At 64.8% G+C, this 20,692-nt stretch carries 17 protein-coding genes; 15 read left to right on the top strand and 2 right to left on the bottom strand.

Annotated elements, in window-relative coordinates:
• Nucleotides 1-182: 182 nt before the first annotated feature.
• Genes atzF through urtE form a run of 8 tightly spaced genes read left to right on the top strand, consistent with a single transcriptional unit; the run spans nucleotide 183 to nucleotide 11,883 of the window.
• Nucleotides 183-2,006 carry an allophanate hydrolase gene (gene atzF / locus ACK3SD_RS00350; protein ID WP_481126399.1) on the top strand — a complete coding sequence of 608 codons (1,824 nt, stop codon included), beginning with the start codon at nucleotides 183-185 and terminating at the stop codon, nucleotides 2,004-2,006.
• Between the two features lie 10 nt (nucleotides 2,007-2,016).
• On the top strand, nucleotides 2,017-5,649 hold the full coding sequence (gene uca / locus ACK3SD_RS00345) for an urea carboxylase (RefSeq protein ID WP_481126398.1): 3,633 nt from the start codon (nucleotides 2,017-2,019) through the stop codon (nucleotides 5,647-5,649).
• A 29-nt stretch (nucleotides 5,650-5,678) separates the two neighbouring features.
• Complete coding sequence (locus ACK3SD_RS00340; protein ID WP_481127587.1) at nucleotides 5,679-6,383, top strand: GntR family transcriptional regulator; 705 nt, start codon at nucleotides 5,679-5,681, stop codon at nucleotides 6,381-6,383.
• A 25-nt stretch (nucleotides 6,384-6,408) separates the two neighbouring features.
• Entirely contained in the window at nucleotides 6,409-7,680 is a 1,272-nt protein-coding gene (gene urtA / locus ACK3SD_RS00335) for an urea ABC transporter substrate-binding protein (RefSeq protein WP_481126397.1), read from the top strand.
• Between the two features lie 43 nt (nucleotides 7,681-7,723).
• Nucleotides 7,724-9,298, top strand: a complete 1,575-nt coding sequence (gene urtB / locus ACK3SD_RS00330) for an urea ABC transporter permease subunit UrtB (RefSeq protein WP_481126396.1) — start codon at nucleotides 7,724-7,726, stop codon at nucleotides 9,296-9,298.
• Nucleotides 9,298-10,374, top strand: coding sequence for an urea ABC transporter permease subunit UrtC (urtC, locus tag ACK3SD_RS00325; RefSeq protein ID WP_481126395.1), 1,077 nt, complete (start codon nucleotides 9,298-9,300; stop codon nucleotides 10,372-10,374). The genes urtB and urtC overlap by 1 nt, the downstream gene beginning before the upstream one ends.
• A 3-nt stretch (nucleotides 10,375-10,377) precedes the next feature.
• Entirely contained in the window at nucleotides 10,378-11,175 is a 798-nt protein-coding gene (urtD, locus tag ACK3SD_RS00320; protein WP_481126394.1) for an urea ABC transporter ATP-binding protein UrtD, read from the top strand.
• Nucleotides 11,176-11,184: 9 nt separating this feature from the next.
• Nucleotides 11,185-11,883, top strand: coding sequence for an urea ABC transporter ATP-binding subunit UrtE (urtE, locus tag ACK3SD_RS00315; RefSeq protein WP_137761769.1), 699 nt, complete (start codon nucleotides 11,185-11,187; stop codon nucleotides 11,881-11,883).
• Between the two features lie 50 nt (nucleotides 11,884-11,933).
• On the opposite strand, the gene ACK3SD_RS00310 is transcribed toward urtE, so the two are convergent.
• Entirely contained in the window at nucleotides 11,934-12,182 is a 249-nt protein-coding gene (locus ACK3SD_RS00310; RefSeq protein ID WP_481126393.1) for a GlsB/YeaQ/YmgE family stress response membrane protein, read from the bottom strand.
• A gap of 378 nt (nucleotides 12,183-12,560) precedes the next feature.
• Here ACK3SD_RS00310 and bhsA point away from each other — a divergent pair, with 378 nt between their 5' ends.
• From bhsA to ACK3SD_RS00295, 3 genes are all read left to right on the top strand, one after another.
• Complete coding sequence (gene bhsA / locus ACK3SD_RS00305; RefSeq protein WP_137761767.1) at nucleotides 12,561-12,818, top strand: multiple stress resistance protein BhsA; 258 nt, start codon at nucleotides 12,561-12,563, stop codon at nucleotides 12,816-12,818.
• A gap of 187 nt (nucleotides 12,819-13,005) precedes the next feature.
• Nucleotides 13,006-13,443, top strand: coding sequence for a GNAT family N-acetyltransferase (locus ACK3SD_RS00300; protein WP_481126392.1), 438 nt, complete (start codon nucleotides 13,006-13,008; stop codon nucleotides 13,441-13,443).
• A gap of 157 nt (nucleotides 13,444-13,600) precedes the next feature.
• Nucleotides 13,601-14,629: an SDR family oxidoreductase gene (locus ACK3SD_RS00295; RefSeq protein WP_137761765.1), complete on the top strand. Its 1,029-nt coding sequence runs from the start codon at nucleotides 13,601-13,603 to the stop codon at nucleotides 14,627-14,629.
• Nucleotides 14,630-14,656: 27 nt separating this feature from the next.
• Here ACK3SD_RS00295 and yfcF read toward each other — a convergent pair whose 3' ends face one another.
• The gene (yfcF, locus tag ACK3SD_RS00290) at nucleotides 14,657-15,292 is read right to left on the bottom strand and encodes a glutathione transferase (RefSeq protein ID WP_481126391.1); all 636 of its coding nucleotides are present in this window, start codon (nucleotides 15,290-15,292) and stop codon (nucleotides 14,657-14,659) included.
• 142 nt (nucleotides 15,293-15,434) lie between these two features.
• Between yfcF and ACK3SD_RS00285 the strand changes: the two genes are divergently transcribed.
• The 4 genes from ACK3SD_RS00285 to yicI all read left to right on the top strand — a co-directional run bounded on the left by ACK3SD_RS00285 (nucleotide 15,435) and on the right by yicI (nucleotide 20,655).
• Nucleotides 15,435-16,013 (top strand): DedA family protein, encoded by a 579-nt coding sequence (locus ACK3SD_RS00285; RefSeq protein ID WP_481126390.1) that lies wholly within the window; start codon nucleotides 15,435-15,437, stop codon nucleotides 16,011-16,013.
• Between the two features lie 126 nt (nucleotides 16,014-16,139).
• Complete coding sequence (locus ACK3SD_RS00280) at nucleotides 16,140-16,721, top strand: DJ-1/PfpI family protein (protein WP_481126389.1); 582 nt, start codon at nucleotides 16,140-16,142, stop codon at nucleotides 16,719-16,721.
• A gap of 231 nt (nucleotides 16,722-16,952) precedes the next feature.
• Complete coding sequence (locus tag ACK3SD_RS00275; protein WP_481126388.1) at nucleotides 16,953-18,344, top strand: glycoside-pentoside-hexuronide family transporter; 1,392 nt, start codon at nucleotides 16,953-16,955, stop codon at nucleotides 18,342-18,344.
• Nucleotides 18,331-20,655: an alpha-xylosidase gene (gene yicI / locus ACK3SD_RS00270; protein ID WP_481126387.1), complete on the top strand. Its 2,325-nt coding sequence runs from the start codon at nucleotides 18,331-18,333 to the stop codon at nucleotides 20,653-20,655. Before ACK3SD_RS00275 ends, yicI begins: the two co-directional genes overlap by 14 nt.
• The last annotated feature ends 37 nt before the right edge of the window (nucleotides 20,656-20,692 follow it).

Below are 20,692 nucleotides of genomic sequence, written 5' to 3'. Positions count from 1 at the left end.
GGCGGCACTGCGTCAGGCACGTCCATGCCCCACCGCCGCGCAAAAAGCGTCCGCCGCTGGTGCAACCCCACGCCCCCGCCCCTTCCTTCCCCGTTATAAAGCCATCGATATTAATGGCTTATCGAGTTGGCATACCCTTTGCTCTCTCCCTTCCATCTTGTGTACATGATGGAATCCCGCCCATGCAACCGACCCCCTATACCGGATTTACCTTGCACCAATGGCAGCAACAGCACTACGCCCACCCACGGGCGCTCCATGACACCCTCGCGCAGGTGCTGGCCGCGCTGGAGGCGGAGGACAACGCCTGGATCTACCGTGTCACGCCCGCGCAACTGCGCGCCCAGACCGACGCCCTGCTGGCGCGGCTGGCGGCAGCGAACGGCGATCTGGCCGCCTTCCCGCTGTTTGGCGTGCCGTTCGCGGTGAAAGACAACATTGATGTCGGCGGCTGGCCCACCAGCGCCGCCTGCCCGGCCTTTACCTATCAGGCAGAGGCCGATGCCACCGTGGTGGCGAACCTGCGTGCCGCCGGGGCCATTGTCATCGGCAAAACCAACCTCGACCAGTTCGCCACCGGGCTGGTCGGCACCCGCTCACCGTTTGGCGCGGTGCGCAACAGCTTCAACCCGGAGTACGTCAGCGGCGGCTCCAGCTCCGGCTCCGCCTCGGCGGTGGCGCGCGGGCTGGTGGCGTTTGCCCTCGGCACCGACACCGCTGGCTCCGGCCGTGTGCCGGCGGGCTTCAATAACATTGTCGGGCTGAAGCCGACCAAGGGCTGGCTCTCCACCCACGGCGTGGTGCCAGCCTGCCGGTTGAATGACTGCGTGTCAGTTTTCGCCCTGACAGTCACGGACGCGCTGGCGGTGGCCGAGGCGGCGGGCGGCTACGATGCCGCCGACGCCTACTCGCGCCGCAATCCCTGCACCGCCCCGGCTGCATTGCCGGACGCGCCGCACCTCGCGGTGCCGGACAGCCTGGAGTTCTTCGGTGATGCGCAGGCCGAGCGGGCCTTTGCCGAGGCGCTGCATGAATTGGAGGCGCGCGGCGCGACCCTGACGCGCATCGACTTCACCCCGTTCCGTGAACTGGCAGAGCAGCTCTACCAAGGGCCGTGGGTCGCCGAGCGCACGGTGGCGGTCGGCGCACTGCTGGAGGAGCAGCCGGAGGCGATTGACCCGGTGGTGCGCGGCATCGTGGCGGGCGGCAAGCACTACAGCGCCTGTGACGCCTGGCGCGCCGAGTATTTGCGCGCCGAGCTGGCAAGAAAGATCAACCTGGCCTTGGCGGAGGTGGACGCACTGGTGGTGCCCACCTCACCGACCATCCGCACGCTGGACGAGATGGCACAGGAGCCGGTGCGCTTCAACGCCCAGTTTGGCACCTACACCAACTTCACCAATCTGGCGGATCTGGCGGCGCTGGCGTTGCCAGCCGGGATGCGCGGCGACGGCCTGCCTGCGGGCATCACGCTGATCGCCCCGGCCTGGCACGATCTGGCGCTGGCGCAGTTTGGCGCCCGTTGGCAATCCCGCTGTGACCTACCGCTCGGCGCCACTGGCCAGCCGCTGCCGGAGAGCTATCTTACCCCGCCGCTGCCGCCAAAAACCGGCTATGTGCGCGTGGCGGTGGTCGGCGCGCACCTGAGCGGGATGCCGCTCAACCACCAGCTGACCGAGCGCCAGGCGGTGCGGGTGGAGCAGGCCACCACCGCGCCGCACTACCGCCTCTACGCCCTCGACACCCAGCCGCCGAAACCGGGGCTGGTGCGCGCCGCGGGCGGCGAGGCGATTGCCGTCGAGCTGTGGGAGATGCCGCTGGCGCGCTTCGGCGAGTTTGTCGAGGAGATCGCCGCCCCGCTTGGCATCGGCACGCTGGAGCTGGCCGATGGCCGCCGCGTCAAAGGGTTCCTGTGTGAGTCCTGGGCGCTGGAGGGCGCGCGGGAGATCACCTCATTTGGCGGCTGGCGTAGCTACATCCGCAGCCTGTCACCCACTTCTGCCTAAGGAGCGCGCCATGTTCACCACCGTCCTGATTGCCAACCGCGGCGAGATCGCCTGCCGTGCCATCCGCACCCTGAAGCGGCTGGGCATCGCGAGTGTGGCGGTCTACGCCGAGCCAGACCGCAACGCGCCGCACGTCAGTGAGGCGGACATCGCCATCGCGCTGGGCGGCGAGAAGCCCAGCGAGAGCTACCTCGACAGCGACAAGATCCTGGCCGCCGCGCGTGCGAGCGGCGCGCAGGCGATCTACCCCGGTTACGGTTTCCTGTCAGAGAGCGCGGCCTTCGCCGAAGCCTGTGAGGCGGCCGGGATCGCCTTTATCGGCCCCAGCGCCGGGCAGATCCGCGAGTTCGGCCTGAAACACCGGGCGCGCGAGCTGGCCGCCGCCGCCGGAGTACCGATGACACCGGGCACCGGCCTGCTGGCGGATCTGGCCACGGCGCTGGCCGCGGCAGAGCAGATCGGCTACCCGGTGATGCTAAAGAGCACCGCGGGCGGCGGCGGCATCGGCCTGACGCGCTGCGACGATGCGGCGGCCTTGCAGGCGGCGTGGGAGGGGGTAAAGCGTCTGGGCGAGCAATTTTTCTGTGACGCCGGGGTGTTCCTCGAGCGTTTCATCGATCGCGCCCGCCACATTGAGGTACAGATCTTTGGCGACGGTCAGGGCCGGGTGGTGGCGCTCGGCGAGCGCGACTGCTCGCTCCAACGCCGCAACCAGAAGGTGGTGGAGGAGACGCCCGCGCCGCACCTGCCAGCGGCCACCCGCGCCGCGCTGCTACAGGCTGCGGTGGCACTGGGCGAGTCGGTGAACTACCGCAGCGCTGGCACGGTGGAGTTCATCTATGACCCGGCACAAGAGGCGTTTTACTTTCTGGAGGTGAACACCCGGTTGCAGGTAGAGCACCCGGTGACCGAGCTGGTGACCGGCCTTGACCTGATTGAGTGCATGGTGCAGGTGGCGGCGGGCGGCGCGCCCGACTGGCTGCGGCTGGCACAGGCGCCGCGCGGCGCGGCCATTGAGGTGCGGCTCTACGCCGAGGATCCGCTGCGTAACTTCCAGCCTAGCCCCGGCGTGCTGACCGACGTCCACTTCCCGGAGGGGGTGCGGGTGGATGGCTGGGTGTCGACCGGCAGTGAGGTCTCCGCCTTCTACGACCCGATGATCGCCAAGCTGATTGTCTATGGCGAGGATCGCCCACAGGCGCTGGCGCGGCTGGCGGAGGCGCTCAACGCCACCCGCCTGCACGGCATCGCCACCAACCTCGACTATTTGCGGCAGGTGATCGCCACCGACGCCTTCCGCCACGGCGAGGTGTGGACGCGAATGCTCGACCACTTCACCTACCGCCCGCAGGCGATCGAGGTGCTCCAGCCCGGCACCTACAGCAGCGTGCAGGACTACCCCGGCCGCCTCGGCTACTGGGACATTGGCGTGCCGCCCTCCGGCCCGATGGATGATTTCGCCTTCCGGCTGGCCAACCGCATCGTTGGCAACCCGCCGGAGGCCGCCGGGCTGGAATTCACCCTCCAGGGGCCGACGCTGCGCTTCCACGCGGACGCGCTGATCGCCCTGACCGGCGCGGATGCGCCAGCCGATCTGGATGGCGAGCCGGTCGGCTACTGGCAGCCGCTGGCGGTACGTGCCGGACAAGTACTGACCCTCGGCCGCGCCCGCCACGGTTGCCGCACCTATCTGGCGGTGCGCAACGGGCTGGATGTGCCGGTCTATCTGGGCAGCCGCGCCACCTTTGCTCTTGGCGAATTCGGCGGCCACGCCGGGCGCACTTTGCGGGTGGCCGACCTCTTGCCCATCTCCCAGCCGCACCTGCCGGCCTGCACCACCCCTGCGCCCAGCGAGCCGCCGCAGCGCCCTGACCCGGCGCTGATCCCGCACTACGGCGCGGAGTGGCACATCGGCGTCCTCTATGGGCCGCACGGCGCGCCGGACTTCTTCACCCCGGCCTCGATGGCGCTGTTTTTCGCCGCCGAGTGGCAGGTGCACTACAACTCCAACCGGCTGGGCGTGCGCCTCACCGGGCCAAAGCCCGACTGGGCGCGGCAGGATGGCGGCGAGGCAGGGCTGCACCCCTCCAATATCCACGACTGCGAATACGCCATCGGCGCGATCAACTTCACCGGCGACTTCCCGGTGATCCTGACCCGTGACGGGCCAAGCCTCGGCGGCTTTGTCTGCCCGGTGACGATTGCCAAGGCCGAACTGTGGAAGGTTGGGCAGGTGAAGCCGGGTGATCGCATCCGCTTCCACCCGATCAGCATTGAGCAGGCGTTGGCGCTGGAGCACGCGCAGACCGGCAGCGTGGAGAGCCTGGTGCCGGTGGGCGCGCTTGCCCTGCCCGCGCCAACGCTGGAGCCGCACGCCACCGCCTCGGCGGCCATTTTGGCCTCCCTGCCGGCGGGGGCCGATCGCCCGGCGGTGGTCTACCGGCAGGCGGGCGACGGCTACATTTTGGTGGAGTATGGCGACAACGTGCTCGATCTGGCGCTGCGCCTGCGCATTTGGCTATTGATGCAGGCGATCCGTGCCTCGGCGGCACGCGGCATCGCCGAACTCTCGCCGGGGGTGCGCTCGCTGCAAATCCGCTATGAGGGGCGCGAGATCGGCCAAGGGGCGCTGCTGCAACTGCTGCTGGCGCTGGAGCACCAGCTTGGCGATGTCAGCGACCTGAAGGTGCCGACGCGCATCGTCCACCTGCCGATGGCCTTTGAGGACAGCGCCACCCTCGGCGCGGTGGCGCGCTACCGCGAAACGGTACGCGAGGCCGCGCCGTGGCTGCCGAACAACGTCGATTTTATCCAGCGCATCAATGGGCTGGACTCACGCGAGGCGGTGCGCGACATCCTTTTCAACGCCAGTTACCTGATCCTGGGGCTGGGCGACGTCTACCTCGGCGCGCCCTGTGCGGTGCCGCTCGATCCGCGCCACCGCCTGCTCAGCTCCAAATACAACCCGGCGCGCACCTTTACCGCCGAGGGCACCGTCGGCATCGGCGGCATGTACATGTGCATCTACGGCATGGACTCGCCCGGCGGCTACCAGCTGGTTGGGCGCACCCTGCCGATCTGGAACAAGTTCCTCAAGAACCCGCAGTTCAACGCCGACGAGCCGTGGCTGCTGCGCTTCTTCGATCAGGTGCGCTTCTACCCGGTCAGCGAGCCGGAACTGGCGCAACTGCGCGAGGCGTTCCGCGAGGGGCGCGCCAGCGTGGAGATTGAAGAGGGGGTGTTTGATTTCGCCGAGTACCAGCGCTTTTTGGCGACGAACGCCGACGATATCGCCGCGTTCCGCGATCGCCAGCAGCAGGCATTCACCCGTGAGGTGAGCCACTGGCAGGCGCAGGAGAGCCTGGACGCCGCCGCGGCCGCCGACCGGCCGCAGCCGGAGGAGCAGGCTGAGGGCGAGGGCCAGCAGGTGAGCGCCGATCTGAACGGCAATGTCTGGAAGGTGCTGGTGTCGCCGGGCGACGTGGTGGCCGAGGGGCAGCCGCTGGTGGTGGTGGAGGCAATGAAGATGGAGCTGTCGGTCTACGCCCCCTGCGCTGGCACCGTGACGCGCATCGGCTGCCGGCCGGGGCGGCCGGTCGGCCCCGGTGACGCCCTGCTGTGGCTGGACACCGCCGCCTCATAACGCACCGGGCCAAGGCCCTAAGGATGGCTATGCAATTGGCGCGTCAGGCAGCCAAGTCCCGCCCGGCGGGGCTGGCGGAGAGGATCTACCAGCAACTGAAGGAGGAGATGCTTAGCTTCCGGCTATTGCCGGGCGATCGCTTCAGCGAGGGCGAAATCGCCGGGCGGGTGGCGGCCAGCCGCACGCCGGTGCGTCAGGCACTCTACCGGCTGGAGCGCGAGGGCTACGTCGAGGTGCTGTTCCGCAGCGGCTGGCAGGTGCGGCCGTTCGACTTCGACTATTTCGAGCAACTCTACGACCTGCGCACCGTGCTGGAGCTGGAGGCGGTGCGACGGCTCTGCACCCGGCCAGCGGAGGCGCTGCCCACCGCGCTGCTGCCGCTGGTGGCGCGCTGGGTGGATCAGCCGCCGCTCAGCGATGGCGCGGCGGTATCGCGTTTGGATGAGCTATTCCATATCACGCTGGTGGAGGCGGCTGGCAACGCCGAGATGGCGCGCATCCACCGCGAACTGACGGAGAAGATCCGCATCATCCGGCGGCTCGACTTTACCCAAGGGCAGCGCGTCAGCGCCACCTACCGGGAACACGCGGCAATCCTGCACGCCATCCGGCAGCGTCGGCTGGCGGAGGCGCAGTCCCTGCTGCATAACCACATCGCTGAAAGCAAGGCAGAAGTCCGCAAGATCACGCTGCATATGCTGCATGAGGCGAGGCTGGCGCAACCCGCGCCCTAACACCACTTAACCAGGAGTAAGTTCTATGCAACGTCGCCGCTTTATCCGGGCTTTCGCCCTCTCCGCCACGGTGATCGGACTGGGGCTGACCTTTACCGTGCGCGCCGCCGACACCATCAAGGTCGGCATCATGCACTCGCTCTCCGGCACCATGGCGATCTCTGAAACCCCGCTCAAGGACGTGGCGCTGATGACCATCGATGAGATCAACGCCAAGGGCGGTGTGCTCGGCAAAAAGCTGGAGCCGGTGGTGGTTGACCCGGCCTCCAACTGGCCGCTGTTCGCCGAGAAGGCGCGCCAGCTGCTGACGCAGGATAAGGCGGCGGTGGTGTTCGGCTGCTGGACATCGGTGTCACGCAAGTCGGTGCTGCCGGTGTTTGAGGAGCTGAATGGCCTGCTCTTCTACCCGGTGCAGTACGAAGGCGAGGAGATGTCGCCGAACGTCTTCTACACTGGCGCGGCCCCCAATCAGCAGGCGATCCCGGCGGTGGAGTACCTGATGAGCGAGGATGGCGGCGAGGCGAAGCGCTTCTTCCTGCTCGGCACCGACTACGTCTACCCACGCACCACCAACAAGATCCTGCGCGCCTTCCTGCACGCGAAAGGGGTAGAGGACAAAGATATCGAAGAGGTCTACACGCCGTTCGGCTACAGCGACTACCAGACCATCGTCTCCAACATCAAGAAGTTTGCCGCCGGCGGCAAAACGGCGGTGATCTCCACCATCAATGGCGACTCCAACGTGCCGTTCTACAAAGAGCTGGCCAATCAGGGGGTCAAGGCAACGGACGTGCCGGTGGTGGCCTTCTCCGTGGGTGAGGAGGAGTTGCGCGGCATCGACACCAAGCCGCTGGTGGGCGATCTGGCGGCGTGGAACTACTTCCAGTCAGTGGACAACCCGACCAATCAGGCGTTCGTCACCGAGTGGAAATCCTACGCCAAGGCGCACAACCTGCCGAACGCCGCGGGCGCGGTGACCAATGACCCGATGGAGGCCACCTATGTCGGCATCCACATGTGGGCGCAGGCGGTTGAGAAGGCGGGCACCACCGACGTTGATAAGGTGCGTGAGGCGATGGCTGGCCAGACCTTCACCGCGCCGTCGGGCTTCACCCTGACGATGGACGCCACCAACCACCATCTGCACAAGCCGGTGATGATCGGCGAAATTGAGCCGAACGGCCAGTTCAACGTGGTGTGGCAGACCGACACGCCGGTTCGCGCCCAGCCGTGGAGCCCCTACCTGCCCGGCAATGACAAAAAACCTGACACGCCGGTGAAGACCAGCGTCCAGTAACCCCACCGGGCGCGGCGAGGGCCGCGCCCCAGAGGAGAGAATGATGCGAGCGATCTCCCGATGCCACGCCCTGCTCTGGCTGCTCTGCTGCCTGCCCTGGCTGGCGATGGCTGGCCCCGCCGCGGACTTTGCCGCCGCCAGCCGCAGCCAGCAGGCGGCGCTGTTGCAGAACTGGGCTGCCGATCCCCAACCGGCGCGGCTGCCGCTGTTGCAGGCCCTGCGCACGGAGAGCGTGGTGATTGACCAGCAGAAGCAGCCCTTCGTCCGGCAGGGTGATACCCTGACGCCGCTGGAGGGCCACGCCACGCCCGTCGGCACGCCCAAAAAAGTGTGGCTCAACAACCGGCTGCGCATCCTGATTGCCAACGCGCTGGCCGCCCACCGGCTGGTGAGTGAGGATGCCGCCACCCGCCTTCAGGCCGCCACCGCGCTGCAACGCGAGGCGCAGCCTGACCAATTGCCGCTGCTGGCCGCCCGGCTGGCGCAGGAGAAAGACAGCGACGTGCGCGGCGCGCTGGCGCTGGCGCTCGCCAACCTGCAACTCACCGACGCCGACCCGCAGGTGCGGCGCGCGGCGGTGACGCTGCTCGGCAGTGCCGCCGACCCGGAGACGCAGGCGCGGCTGCTGCCGCTGACCGATGCCGCGCACGAGCCAGACGCCACGGTGCGCGCCGCCGCCGCCGACAGCCTGCAACAGATCCGCCACCGGCTGGTGGTGGGCGACCTGCTCGGGCAGGCGTTCACCGGCCTGTCGCTCGGCTCCATTTTGCTGCTGGCGGCGCTGGGGCTGGCGATCACCTACGGCTTGCTGGGAGTGATCAACATGGCGCACGGCGAGATGCTGATGCTCGGCGCCTACGCCACCTGGCTGGTGCAGTCGTTGTTCCAGCACTACGCGCCCGGCTGGCTGGCGCTCTACCCGCTGGTGGCGCTGCCGGTGGCCTTCCTGATTACCGCCAGCATCGGCATGGCGCTGGAGCGCACGGTGATCCGCCACCTCTACGGCCGCCCGCTGGAGACGCTGCTGGCGACCTGGGGCATCAGTCTGATGCTGATTCAGGCGGTGCGGGTGCTGTTCGGCGCGCAGAACGTTGAGGTCGCCAACCCGGCCTGGCTCTCCGGCGGCATCCCGCTGCTGCCGAATCTGGTGCTGCCGTGGAACCGCATCGCGGTCATTGTCTTTGTGCTGCTGGTACTGGCGCTGACCTGGCTGCTGCTCAACAAGACCCGCCTCGGCCTGAACGTGCGCGCCGTGACGCAGAACCGCGCGATGGCCGCCTGCTGTGGCGTGCCGACCGGCCGCATCGACATGCTGGCCTTCGGCCTCGGCTCCGGCATCGCCGGGCTGGGCGGCGTGGCGCTGTCGCAGCTGGGCAACGTCGGCCCGGAGCTGGGACAGGGCTACATCATCGACTCCTTTTTGGTGGTGGTGCTCGGCGGCGTCGGCCAACTGGCTGGCAGTGTGGTGGCGGCCTTTGGGCTGGGCATCGCCAACAAAATCCTCGAGCCACAGATGGGCGCGGTATTGGGCAAGATCCTGATTCTGGCGCTGGTTATCCTGTTTATCCAAAAACGTCCGCAGGGGCTGTTCGCCCTGAAGGGCAGGGTGATTGACTGATGACGCAACCACTGACCCTGGCCGGCGCCCGCCGCGCGCCGCGCCTGACCCTCAGCCTCGGCGGCCTGCTGATGCTGGCGCTGCTGGTGCTGCCGTTCCTCGCGCTGCTGCCAGCCAGCCACCCGCTGGCGATCTCTGTCTATACCCTGACGCTGGTCGGCAAGATCCTCTGTTATGCGATCGTCGCGATCGCGCTGGATCTGGTGTGGGGCTACGCCGGGCTGCTCTCCCTCGGCCACGGGCTGTTTTTCGCCCTCGGCGGCTACGCGATGGGCATGTACCTGATGCGGCAGGCGGCCGGCGATGGCCTGCCGGCCTTTATGTCCTTCCTGTCGTGGGGCGAGCTGCCGTGGTACTGGGCTGGCACCCAGCACTTCGCCTGGGCGCTCTGTCTGGTGGTGCTGGCACCCGGCCTGCTGGCGCTGCTGTTTGGCTTCTTTGCCTTCCGCTCGAAGATCAAGGGCGTCTACTTCTCCATCATGACCCAAGCGCTGACCTACGCTGGCATGTTGCTGTTCTTCCGCAATGAGACCGGCTTTGGCGGCAACAACGGCTTCACCGGCTTTACCACCCTGCTCGGCTTCCCGATCACCGCCACCGGCACCCGCGTCGGGCTGTTCGTCGCCACCGTGCTGCTGCTCGGGGCCAGTCTGGCGCTTGGGCTGGCGCTGGCGAAAAGCAAATTTGGCCGGGTGCTGACGGCGGTGCGTGACGCCGAGGGGCGGCTCACCTTCTGCGGCTACGACCCGAGGGGCTTCAAGCTGTTTGTCTGGACGATCTCCGCCGTGCTGTGTGGGTTGGCAGGCGCGCTCTACGTGCCGCAGGTCGGCATCATCAACCCCGGCGAGATGTCGCCCACCAACTCGATTGAGGCGGCGATCTGGGTGGCGCTTGGCGGGCGCGGCACGCTGGTCGGCCCGCTGCTGGGCGCGGGCATTGTCAATGGCGCGAAGAGTTGGTTTACCGTCGCCATCCCGGAGTATTGGCAATTTTTCCTCGGCGGCATCTTCATTCTGGTGACGCTGCTGCTGCCGCAGGGCGTGATTGGCCTGCTGCGCCGCAAAAAGGGAGACTAAGGGATGCACCCGACAGAACCACTGTTTACCCAGCCGCAACCGGCTGACCGCCATCGCCGCCAGCGCGACCCGATTTTGGCGCTGGAGGGGGTAAACGTCAGTTTTGATGGCTTCCGCGCGCTGACAGATCTCTCCTTGCAGATTGGCGTCGGGGAGCTGCGCTGCGTGATTGGCCCCAACGGCGCGGGCAAAACCACGCTCATGGACGTCATCACCGGCAAAACCCGGCCGCAGAGCGGCAGCGTCACCTATGACCAGCGCACCGACCTGACCCGGCTGGAACCCATCGCCATCGCCCGCGCGGGCATTGGCCGCAAGTTCCAGAAGCCGACGGTGCTTGAGGCGCTGACGGTGTTCGAAAATCTGGAGATCGCGCAGAAAGCGGACAAGTCCGTGTGGGCCTGCCTGCGCGCCCGGCTCAGCGGCGAGCAGCGCGACCGCATCGACGAGATGCTCGGCACCCTGCGGCTGGCAGCGGAGCGCCACCGCCCGGCCGGGCTGCTCTCCCACGGGCAGAAACAGTTTTTGGAGATTGGCATATTGCTGGTGCAGGAGCCGCACCTGCTGCTACTGGATGAGCCAGCGGCCGGCATGACCGACGCCGAAACCGAGTACACCGCCGAGCTGTTCCGCACGCTGGCTGGCACCCACTCGCTGATGGTGGTGGAGCATGATATGGGCTTTGTTGAGACCATCGCCGACCATGTGACGGTGCTGCACCAAGGCCGGGTGCTGGCGGAGGGATCGCTGCGCGAGGTGCAGGCGAATGAGCAGGTGATTGAGGTCTATCTTGGGCGTTAGGGGGCGGGCATGTTAGAGGTCAATGAGCTGAACCAGTACTACGGCGGCAGCCACATCCTGCGTGGCCTCTCGTTTGAGGCACGCATCGGCGAGGTGACGTGCCTGCTGGGGCGCAACGGCGTGGGCAAAACCACCTTGCTGAAGTGCCTGATGGGGCTGTTGCCAGCGCGCTCCGGCACCATCCGCTGGCAGGGCGAGGGCATCGGCCAGCGCAAGCCGCACCAGCGGGTGCAGGCCGGCATCGCCTATGTGCCGCAGGGACGTGACATCTTCCCGCGCCTGACGGTGGAGGAGAATTTGCTGATGGGGCTGGCGCGCTTTCCCGGCAAGCAGGCAAAAGCGGTGCCGGAGGAGATCTACCACCTGTTCCCGGTACTGTGGGAGATGCGGCAGCGACGCGGCGGCGATCTCTCTGGCGGCCAGCAACAGCAGTTGGCGATTGGCCGCGCGCTGGCCTGTCGGCCGCAGTTGCTGATCCTGGATGAGCCGACCGAGGGCATCCAGCCGTCGGTGATCAAGGAGATAGGCCAGGTGATCCGCACCCTGGCGGCACGCGGCGACATGGCGATTTTGCTGGTGGAGCAGTTCTACGACTTTGCCGCCGGACTGGCGGACAGCTATTTGGTGATGTCACGCGGATGCATTGTGCAGCGTGGTCGCGGCGACCAGATGGAGGCCGATGGCGTGCGCGGGCTGGTGGCGATTTAGGCCATAAAAAAGCCCCGCCGAGGCGGGGCTTTCCAATGCGTGTCGTGGCGTTAGCTGCGTACCTTGCGGTAGATGAACAGCACCACCAGCGCGCCAATGACGGCCACCACAAAGCTGCCGAAGTTGAAACCATCTACGCGGCCAAAGCCGAACAGGGTACTGATCCAGCCGCCGACCACGGCGCCGACGATCCCCAGGACGATGGTCAGGAAGAAGCCGCCACCATCCTTGCCCGGCATAATCCACTTAGCCAGAATGCCTGCAATCAGGCCAAAAATAACCCAAGATAAAATTCCCATAGACTCCTCCAACAGTGTCTTTAGCCGAACATCGGCACCGAACAGCGCACGGCTGCCGCATGTCTGCTCTCCTGCGCCGGGCGGCTCTCCGCCGGCGTGCAACAAAATCAAGTCTAGCAGGCGTCGGGAAATGTGCTCGAAATCAGCATGTAGGCGCTTATTTCTTCCCCAATCGCGGGCTGGCCGCGCTTATCACACGCCTTCGTCAAGCTGCGTCAGGCCGCGGTAAAAACGCTTAAATTTTGATCCAAATTTTTTGAAAGAGTTCCTCAAAACATCCCGTTTTTTTTTCTGCACCCACCGGACTATGATTATCTCATCGACAGGGAACGCCCTGCCATCCCGGAATATGACCGTCAAATTTAAAGGAAACCCATCATGAAAAACGTCAAATATTTTGCTGTAGCCGCTGCCCTCTCCTTTGCTGCGCTGACCTCTGTTGCCCAGGCCGCTACCCTGACCTCGCAAGACAACGGCGAGAAACTGGGCGTGGTCTCCGCGGCCAACGCCAGCGACCTGACCAGCCTGGAAGCGCGACTGGCAGATAAGGCCCAGCAGGCCGGTGCCTCCTCCTACCGCATCATCGCCGTGACCGGCAACAACAAGCTGCATGGCACCGCCGAGCTGTATAAATAACCCCACCCGCTTCACAAAAAGCGTGAGGATGACCCGTTCATCCTCACGCTTTTTTTCGTGCGACTTTCCACTCCCGCGCGCCGGGATCATCCGTTGGTTGCGCGTTGCGGCGCGGGCTTATATGTTGGATGGCCCAGGGAGCGCCCGCGCCCGGCCCTCCCTCCCCTTCATGGAATAAGGATGCCCAATGAAATTTACCCTGACCGCCACCCCCCAGCCCGATGACATCGAAGCGATCAAAAATGGCCTGCGCGCCTACAACACGCCCTTTCTTGGCGACGCCAAAATGCAGGAGCTGGCGGTGATGCTGACCGACAACCGTGGCAACCGGCTGGCAGGGCTGTCTGGCTCCACGCTCGGCCACTGGCTGCGCATCGATTTTCTCTGGGTCGATCCCACGTTGCGCGGGCAGGATATTGGCACCCAGCTGATCCAGCAGGCGGAGGAGGAGGCGCGTCGGCGCGGTTGCCGCTTCGCGCAGGTCGATACCTTCAGCTTTCAGGCGCGCCCGTTCTATGAGCGCAACGGCTACCAGTGCCGCATGGCGCTGGAGGAGTACCTGACGGACGTGGAGTCGCCGGACGCGGCCTACCACCAGCGCTTCTATCTCTCGAAGGCGCTCTAGCGCCGCGTGCTGGCGGGCCACCTATCTGGCGTGGCAGCGTTGCATCGATTTGCTTAATTTATGGACGCATATCACATCCCCACTATCCTTAACGAGGTTATGTCCCTTGGTTGCACGGTCAGGCCGGGCAACTTTCGACACCGTAAGGAGGTAGGAGATGGAACCGACAGACAAGAAAGGTATCTCACGGCGGCAGGTCGTGGGCGGGATGCTGGGCGGGGTGGCCGCCAGCATGACACTGCCGGGCGTGGCGCAGGCCGCGGTGCCGCCAGCAGGCAGTAGCAGCGGGCAGGCCGTGCCGCTGGCGGTCAAAAAGAACCCGATCGACCAGTACCCCAAACCGCCCTTTGAGCGCCAGCCGCAGGAGCCGCCCGGCCTTGCCAGCAAGATGCAGCCGCGCCCTGACCACGGTGAGAACAGCTATCGCGGCTCCGGCAAGCTGGTGGGCCGCAAGGCGCTGATCACCGGCGGTGACTCCGGCATCGGCCGCGCCGCCGCCATCGCCTATGCGCGCGAAGGGGCGGATGTCGCCATCAACTACCTGCCCGTGGAGGAGCCGGACGCGCGTGAGGTGATCGATCTGATCCGCGCCGAGGGGCGCAATGCCGTAGCGATCCCTGGCGATCTGCGTGACGAGGCCTTCTGCAAACGGCTGGTGAGTGAGGCAGTGGAGAAGCTGGGCGGGCTGGACATTCTGGTCAACAATGCTGGCCACCAGCAGACCGTGGACTCCATCCTCGACCTGACCAGCGAGCAGTTCGACACCACCTTCAAAACCAACGTCTACGCGATGTTCTGGCTGACCAAGGCGGCGATGCCCCACCTGCAACCCGGCGCGGCAATCATCAACACCGCCTCGGTGCAGGCCTTCAAGCCCGGCGAGGCGCTGCTGGACTATGCCTCTACCAAGGCGGCGATCGTGGCCTTCACCAAGTCGCTGGCCAAGCAGGTGGCGCAGAAAGGCATTCGCGTCAACGCCGTGGCCCCCGGCCCCTACTGGACACCGCTGCAACCCAGCGGCGGCCAGACGCAGGAGAAGCTGACGCAGTTCGGCAGCGACACCCCCTATGGCCGTCCCGGCCAGCCGGTGGAGATCGCCCCGCTCTATGTGCTGTTCGCGTCACAGGAGGCCAGCTACTCCTCCGGGCAGGTCTGGTGCTCGGACGGCGGCAACGGCACGGTCTGAGTCCACAACCGGCGCGCGCAGCGTCGGTTACTCACGCGGCAACGCCAGCCAGCGCTGCACCGAGGGGCGCTGCCACTGCAAGCGGGCATAGCGCGCCAATCGGTCTGGCACCGTATCACCATTCAACACCAGCCGCTTGAGCATCAGCGCCAGATCGGTATCCGCGATGCACCAGCTGCCAAACAGGTAATCCTCCCCCTCCGGCAACAGCGCCTCCGCAGCGCGGAACAGTTTGGTCGCTGCCTGCCGCCCCTCAGCCGTCAGCGGCTCGCCGCGCATTTTGGTAAAGATCACCTCCGTCGGGCGCTCATGGCGCAGCGCCGCCAAATCACTGCGCAGCCAGGCCTGCACCTCGCGCGCCTTGGCGCGATCGTCCAGCGCTTCCGGGTAGAGGCGCGGGTAGTCCGGTGCCGGAAAGCGATCCTCCAGGTACTCACTGATGGCAGAGGATTCAGAGAGGTGGAACCGCCCCTGCACCAGCGCCGGGATCCGCTGCGTGCGCAACAGCGTATCGTAGGCCGGTTGCAGGTGCTCCCCCTGACTGAGGGAGAGGGTCTCCAGCTCCAGATTCAGGCCCTTCTCCGTCAGCGCGACAAACGCCGACATGGCGTAAGGGCTGAGATAGCGATCATCGACATACAAAGTAAACAGGGGTTGCGACATAGGTGACTCCTGATGGATAGGGGGCGTGGGGGGCGGCGTCGCCCTCCCGGTAATCCTTGTCTAAGCTTTTGTTATCTCTGTTTTGTATTGCTCCCGTCAATGAGTTTATTTTTCAGGCAATTTTAGGGCATTAAGGAGAAGTATGCCGGATATCGCACACTTTATTACCGAGTATGGCTACTGGGCGCTGCTGGCCGGCTGCCTGCTGGAGGGGGAGACCATCACGCTGCTGGGCGGCATCGCGGCTCACCACGGCCTGCTGAAGCTGCCGTGGGTACTGGCGGTGGTGGCGCTGGGCGGCTGCTTGGGCGACCAGATCCTGTTTTTCCTTGGGCGGGCTTTTGGCCCGACGCTACTGGGCAAACTCAAACGGCGGCAGGCGCAGATTGAGCGTGCCAACCAACTGATTAACCACCATCCGCTGCTGTTCGTGCTCGGGGTGCGCTTTATGTATGGCTTCCGGCTGATTGGCCCGCTGATTATCGGTGCCAGCCGGATGCCGGTGCCGCGGTTTGTCGCCATTAATCTCTTTGGGGCCTGCCTCTGGGCGCTGGTCTGGGTGCTGCTGGGCTACTTCTGCGGCCATTTCATCGAGGGGTTACTGCGCTCCTTCGATAAGTCATTTTCAGTGGTACTGGGGCTGGTGGCGATCGTCGCGGCAGTGCTGCTGGTGAAGTACCTGCTCGGCCGCTCGGCGCGATCCCGCTCCAACCACTCCTGATCGGTTGCCCGCCCGCGCGGGCACTTTTGCGATCCCTCTCGTATATTTATAAAACAGCGTTCCATTTTTAAAAAGGCGTTTGTTATGCTCGGTTTATTCTCTATTACCGATTGAAAAGGAGTGAACATGAGCAAACGTGTTGCGATCTTGTTAGCCGAGGGTTTTGAAGAGGCGGAAGCGGTGATCGTGCTGGATGTGTTGCAGCGGCTGGAGGTGGAAGTGGTCACCCTCGCCTGCCAGCCAGATCGCCAGGTGGTGAGTTACCACGGCCTCTCTGTCACCGCCGACGCGCTGCTGGCAGATTGCGAAGGCGTGCTGTTTGACGCCGTGGTGCTGCCCGGCGGGCCGCAGGGCACTGTCAATCTGGCCGCCAATGGCGAGGTGCTCGACCTGATCCGCCGCCACGACCGCGCGGGCCACTGGATCTGTCCGCTCTGTTCGGCAGCGGCGAGGGTGCTCGGTGGCAACCAGCTGTTGCAGGGGCGGCGTTATGTTTGCTCCGGCGACCTCCATGAGAACGTGACGGATGGCATCTACGTTGACCAGCCGGTGGTGGAGGATGGCAACCTGATCAGCGGCAAGGGGCTGGGCGTCGCGTTTGACTTCGCCTTCCACCTCGCCTGGCGGCTGACCGGCAAGCGGGAAGAGGTCAATTTCCAGGCAGAACACATCTATTACGACAACTGGCGCATACCCTCCTCCGATTAAGCCCGGCACCCGATAAATAGGACGCTGCCAGTTCATTTATGCGCCCTATTTATTCCTCCCTTCTTCCGCCCGGCAGTGCCTGCCGATAGATGACGGAAACCGGTTACGCCGATCACATAAATAAAGAAACGTAATTTCATAAACAAATATCAGAATGGCCGCCCCCTGCTGGCTGGTTTACAACCGGCTCTATCTTCAATAACAGCTCGTCCTGCAAGGAGATAGTTGACGATGAGTGAAATTCTTTCGGTCAAAGAGAAGATTGGCTATGGGCTGGGCGATGCCGCCAGCCATATCGTGTTTGATAACGTCATGCTCTACATGATGTTTTTCTACACTGACATTTTCGGCATCCCGGCTGGCTATGTCGGCACTATGTTTTTGGTTGCCCGCGCGCTGGACGCCCTCTCCGACCCCTGCATGGGGTTGATTGCGGATCGCACCCGCACCCGGTTTGGCAAGTTCCGCCCCTATGTGCTGTTCGGTGCCGTTCCGTTCGGCATCGTCTGCGTCTTCACCTACAGCACGCCAGAACTGAGCATGGGCGGCAAGATGATCTATGCCGCCGTGACCTACACCCTGCTGACGCTGATGTATACCGTGGTCAATATCCCCTACTGTGCATTGGGCGGGGTGATCACGGCTGACCCGACGCAGCGCATCTCGCTGCAATCCTACCGCTTTGTGCTGGCCACTGCGGGCGGCATGCTCAGCACCGTGCTGATGATGCCGCTGGTCAACCTGCTGGGCGGCGAGGACAAGGCGTTTGGCTTCCAGGCCGGTATCGGCGTGCTGGCACTGGCGGCGGTGCTGATGCTGGCCTTCTGCTTTGCCACCACCAAAGAGCGCGTCAGCGATGAGGGCACGGTCAAGGGGACGATGCGCGAGGATCTGCGCGATATTTTCCAGAATGACCAGTGGCGGATTGTTGGCTGGCTGACGCTGCTGAACATCCTTGCCGTGTCGGTGCGCGGCGGTGCCATGATGTACTACGTCACCTATATCCTCGGCAACCCGGCGGTGTTCGCCATGTTCCTCGGCACCTACTCCGTCGGCAACCTGATTGGCAGCGCGCTGGCAAAACCACTGACCGACTGGCGCTGCAAGGTCAGCATCTTCTGGTGGACTAACGCCGCGCTGGCGGTGCTCAGCATCGCCATGTTCTGGGTACCGGTTAACGCCAGCGTCACCATGTTCATCTTCATCTTTGCGATTGGCGTGCTGCACCAGCTCGTCACCCCCATTCAGTGGGTGATGATGTCCGACACCGTGGACTACGGCGAGTGGAAGAACGGCAAGCGCCTGACCGGCGTCAGTTTTGCCGGCACGCTGTTCGTGCTGAAGCTGGGCCTGGCACTGGGCGGCGCGCTGATTGGTTGGCTGCTGGCTGGCGCAGGTTACCAGTCCAACGCCGCCACGCAAAACCCGGCTACCCTTGCCAGCATCATTGCGCTGTTCACCCTGGTGCCGGGCGCCTGCTATCTGCTTAGCGCCATCATCTGCAAGCGCTTCTACACCCTGCGCACCCCGGTGCTGCGCAACATTCTCGATGAGCTGGCCGCTGGCGCCCACCGCAATTCGCAGAGCTATCTGAATCAGGAGATGCAACATGAAAATCAGTGACGGCAACTGGCTGATCCAGCCGGGCCTTAGCCTTATCCACCCTTTGCAGGTCTTCGAGGTACAGCACCTGCCGGATGAGATGGTGATCTACGCCGCGCCGCGTGACGCACGCGAGCGCGCCGGGCAGCTGGATACGCCGCTGTTTACCCTGCATTTTACCGCGCCACAGCCGGGGATCATTGGCGTGCGCATCGCCCACTTTGAGGGGGTTATGCCGCGCGGTCCGCACTACCCCATCCAGCGGCAACAGGCGGCGGTGCGCAGCGAAGACAATGCCGAGTTTGCCGCCCTGCACAGCGGCGACCTGACCGTCCGCGTCACCAAAGGCGAGACGTGGACACTCGACTTCTTGCGCCATGGCGAACGCATCACCGGCAGTGTCGCCAAGTCCGCTGGCTATGTGCAGGACAGCAACACCGGCAAAAACTATGTGTATGAGCGGCTCGATCTGGGCGTGGGCGAGAGCGTTTACGGCTTGGGCGAGCGCTTCACCGCCTTCGTCAAAAATGGCCAGACGGTGGAGAGCTGGAACCGCGATGGCGGCACCAGCACCGAGCAGGCTTACAAAAATATTCCGTTCTACCTCACCAACCGCGGTTATGGCGTGCTGGTGAATCACCCGGAGTGCGTGTCGTTTGAAGTGGGATCGGAGAAGGTCTCCAAAGTGCAGTTCAGCGTGGAGGGAGAGGCGCTGGAGTATTTCGTGATTGACGGCCCGACGCCCAAGCAGGTGCTGGATCGCTATACCCGCCTGACCGGCCGTCCGGCGCTGCCGCCCGCGTGGTCATTCGGCCTGTGGCTGACCACCTCCTTTACCACCAATTACGATGAGGAGACGGTCAACCGCTTCATCGACGGCATGGCGGAGCGCCGCTTGCCGCTGCATGTGTTCCATTTCGACTGCTTCTGGATGAAAGCCTTCCAGTGGTGCGATTTCGAATGGGATCCCGACACCTTCCCCGATCCGCAGGGCATGTTGGCGCGGCTAAAGGCGCGTGGCCTGAAGATTTGCGTCTGGATTAACCCCTACATCGGCCAGAAATCGCCGCTGTTCAAAGAGGGGATGGCGCGCGGCTTCCTGCTGAAACGCCCCAACGGCGATGTCTGGCAGTGGGACAAGTGGCAGCCCGGTCAGGCGATTGTGGACTTCACCCATCCGGGAGCCTGTGAGTGGTACGCCGGCCACCTAAAACGGCTGATCGACATGGGTGTCGATTGCTTCAAGACGGACTTCGGCGAGCGCATCCCAACCGATGTGGCATGGTTTAACGGTGCCTGCCCGCAGAAAATGCACAACCACTACGCCTTTATCTATAACGAGCTGGTCTACCGCACCCTGCAAGAGAAGCTGGGGCGCGATCAGGCGGTACTGTTTGCCCGCTCCGCCTCTGTCGGTGCGCAGCAATTCCCGGTGCACTGGGGCGGCGACTGCTACGCCACCTACGAATCGATGGCCGAGAGCTTGCGCGGCGGTCTGTCGCTCGGGCTGTCTGGGTTCGGTTTCTGGAGCCATGACATTGGCGGCTTTGAAAATACCGCGCCGGCGCATGTCTACAAACGCTGGTGCGCCTTCGGGCTGCTCTCCAGCCACAGCCGGCTGCATGGCAGCAAATCCTACCGGGTGCCGTGGGCTTATGATGATGAGGCGTGCGATGTGGTGCGCCACTTCACCGAGTGGAAATGCCGGTTAATGCCTTATCTCTATGCGCAGGCCGCCGACGCGGCTGAGCAGGGCGTCCCGATGATGCGCGCAATGATGCTGGAGTTCCCTGACGATCCCGGCTGCGACCCTCTCGATCGGCAATATATGCTGGGCGACAGCCTGCTGGTCGCGCCGGTATTCAGTGAGCACGGCGAGGTCAGTTTCTACCTGCCCGAGGGGCAGTGGACGCACCTGTTCACCAATCAACGGCAGACAGGTGGCCGCTGGCTCAAGGAGCGCCACAGCTTCAACAGCCTGCCGCTCTACGTTCGCCCCAATACGCTGTTGGCGCTGGGCCAGCAGGATCAGCGGCCAGATTATGATTATCAGGATGGCCCGCTGTTCCAGCTGTTTGAACTGGCGGATGGCGGCCGCACCGAAAGCCGCTTGGTGGATCAGCAGGGGCGTACCGTCTTTACCCTGGCGGCAGAGCGACAGGGCAACCGCATCCAGCTGCGCAGTGAAGGACAGGCTCCGGGCTGGCGGCTCTGCCTGCGCAATATCATGGAGGTTGCGGCAGCCAGTCAGGCCAGCGTGACACCGGGCGAATGGGGCGTGGTGATCACGCCAGAACCCGGTGTCGATGCGCTGACCCTCACCCTGGCCTGAAATAAAAAAGCCCGCGCAAGCGGGCTTTTTGATAGGG

The sequence above is a fragment of the Chimaeribacter sp. YP20170169 genome (assembly GCF_056739715.1).
Note: the sequence above shows the minus strand (reverse complement) of the source record. Positions and strands in the feature narration are given on the sequence as shown.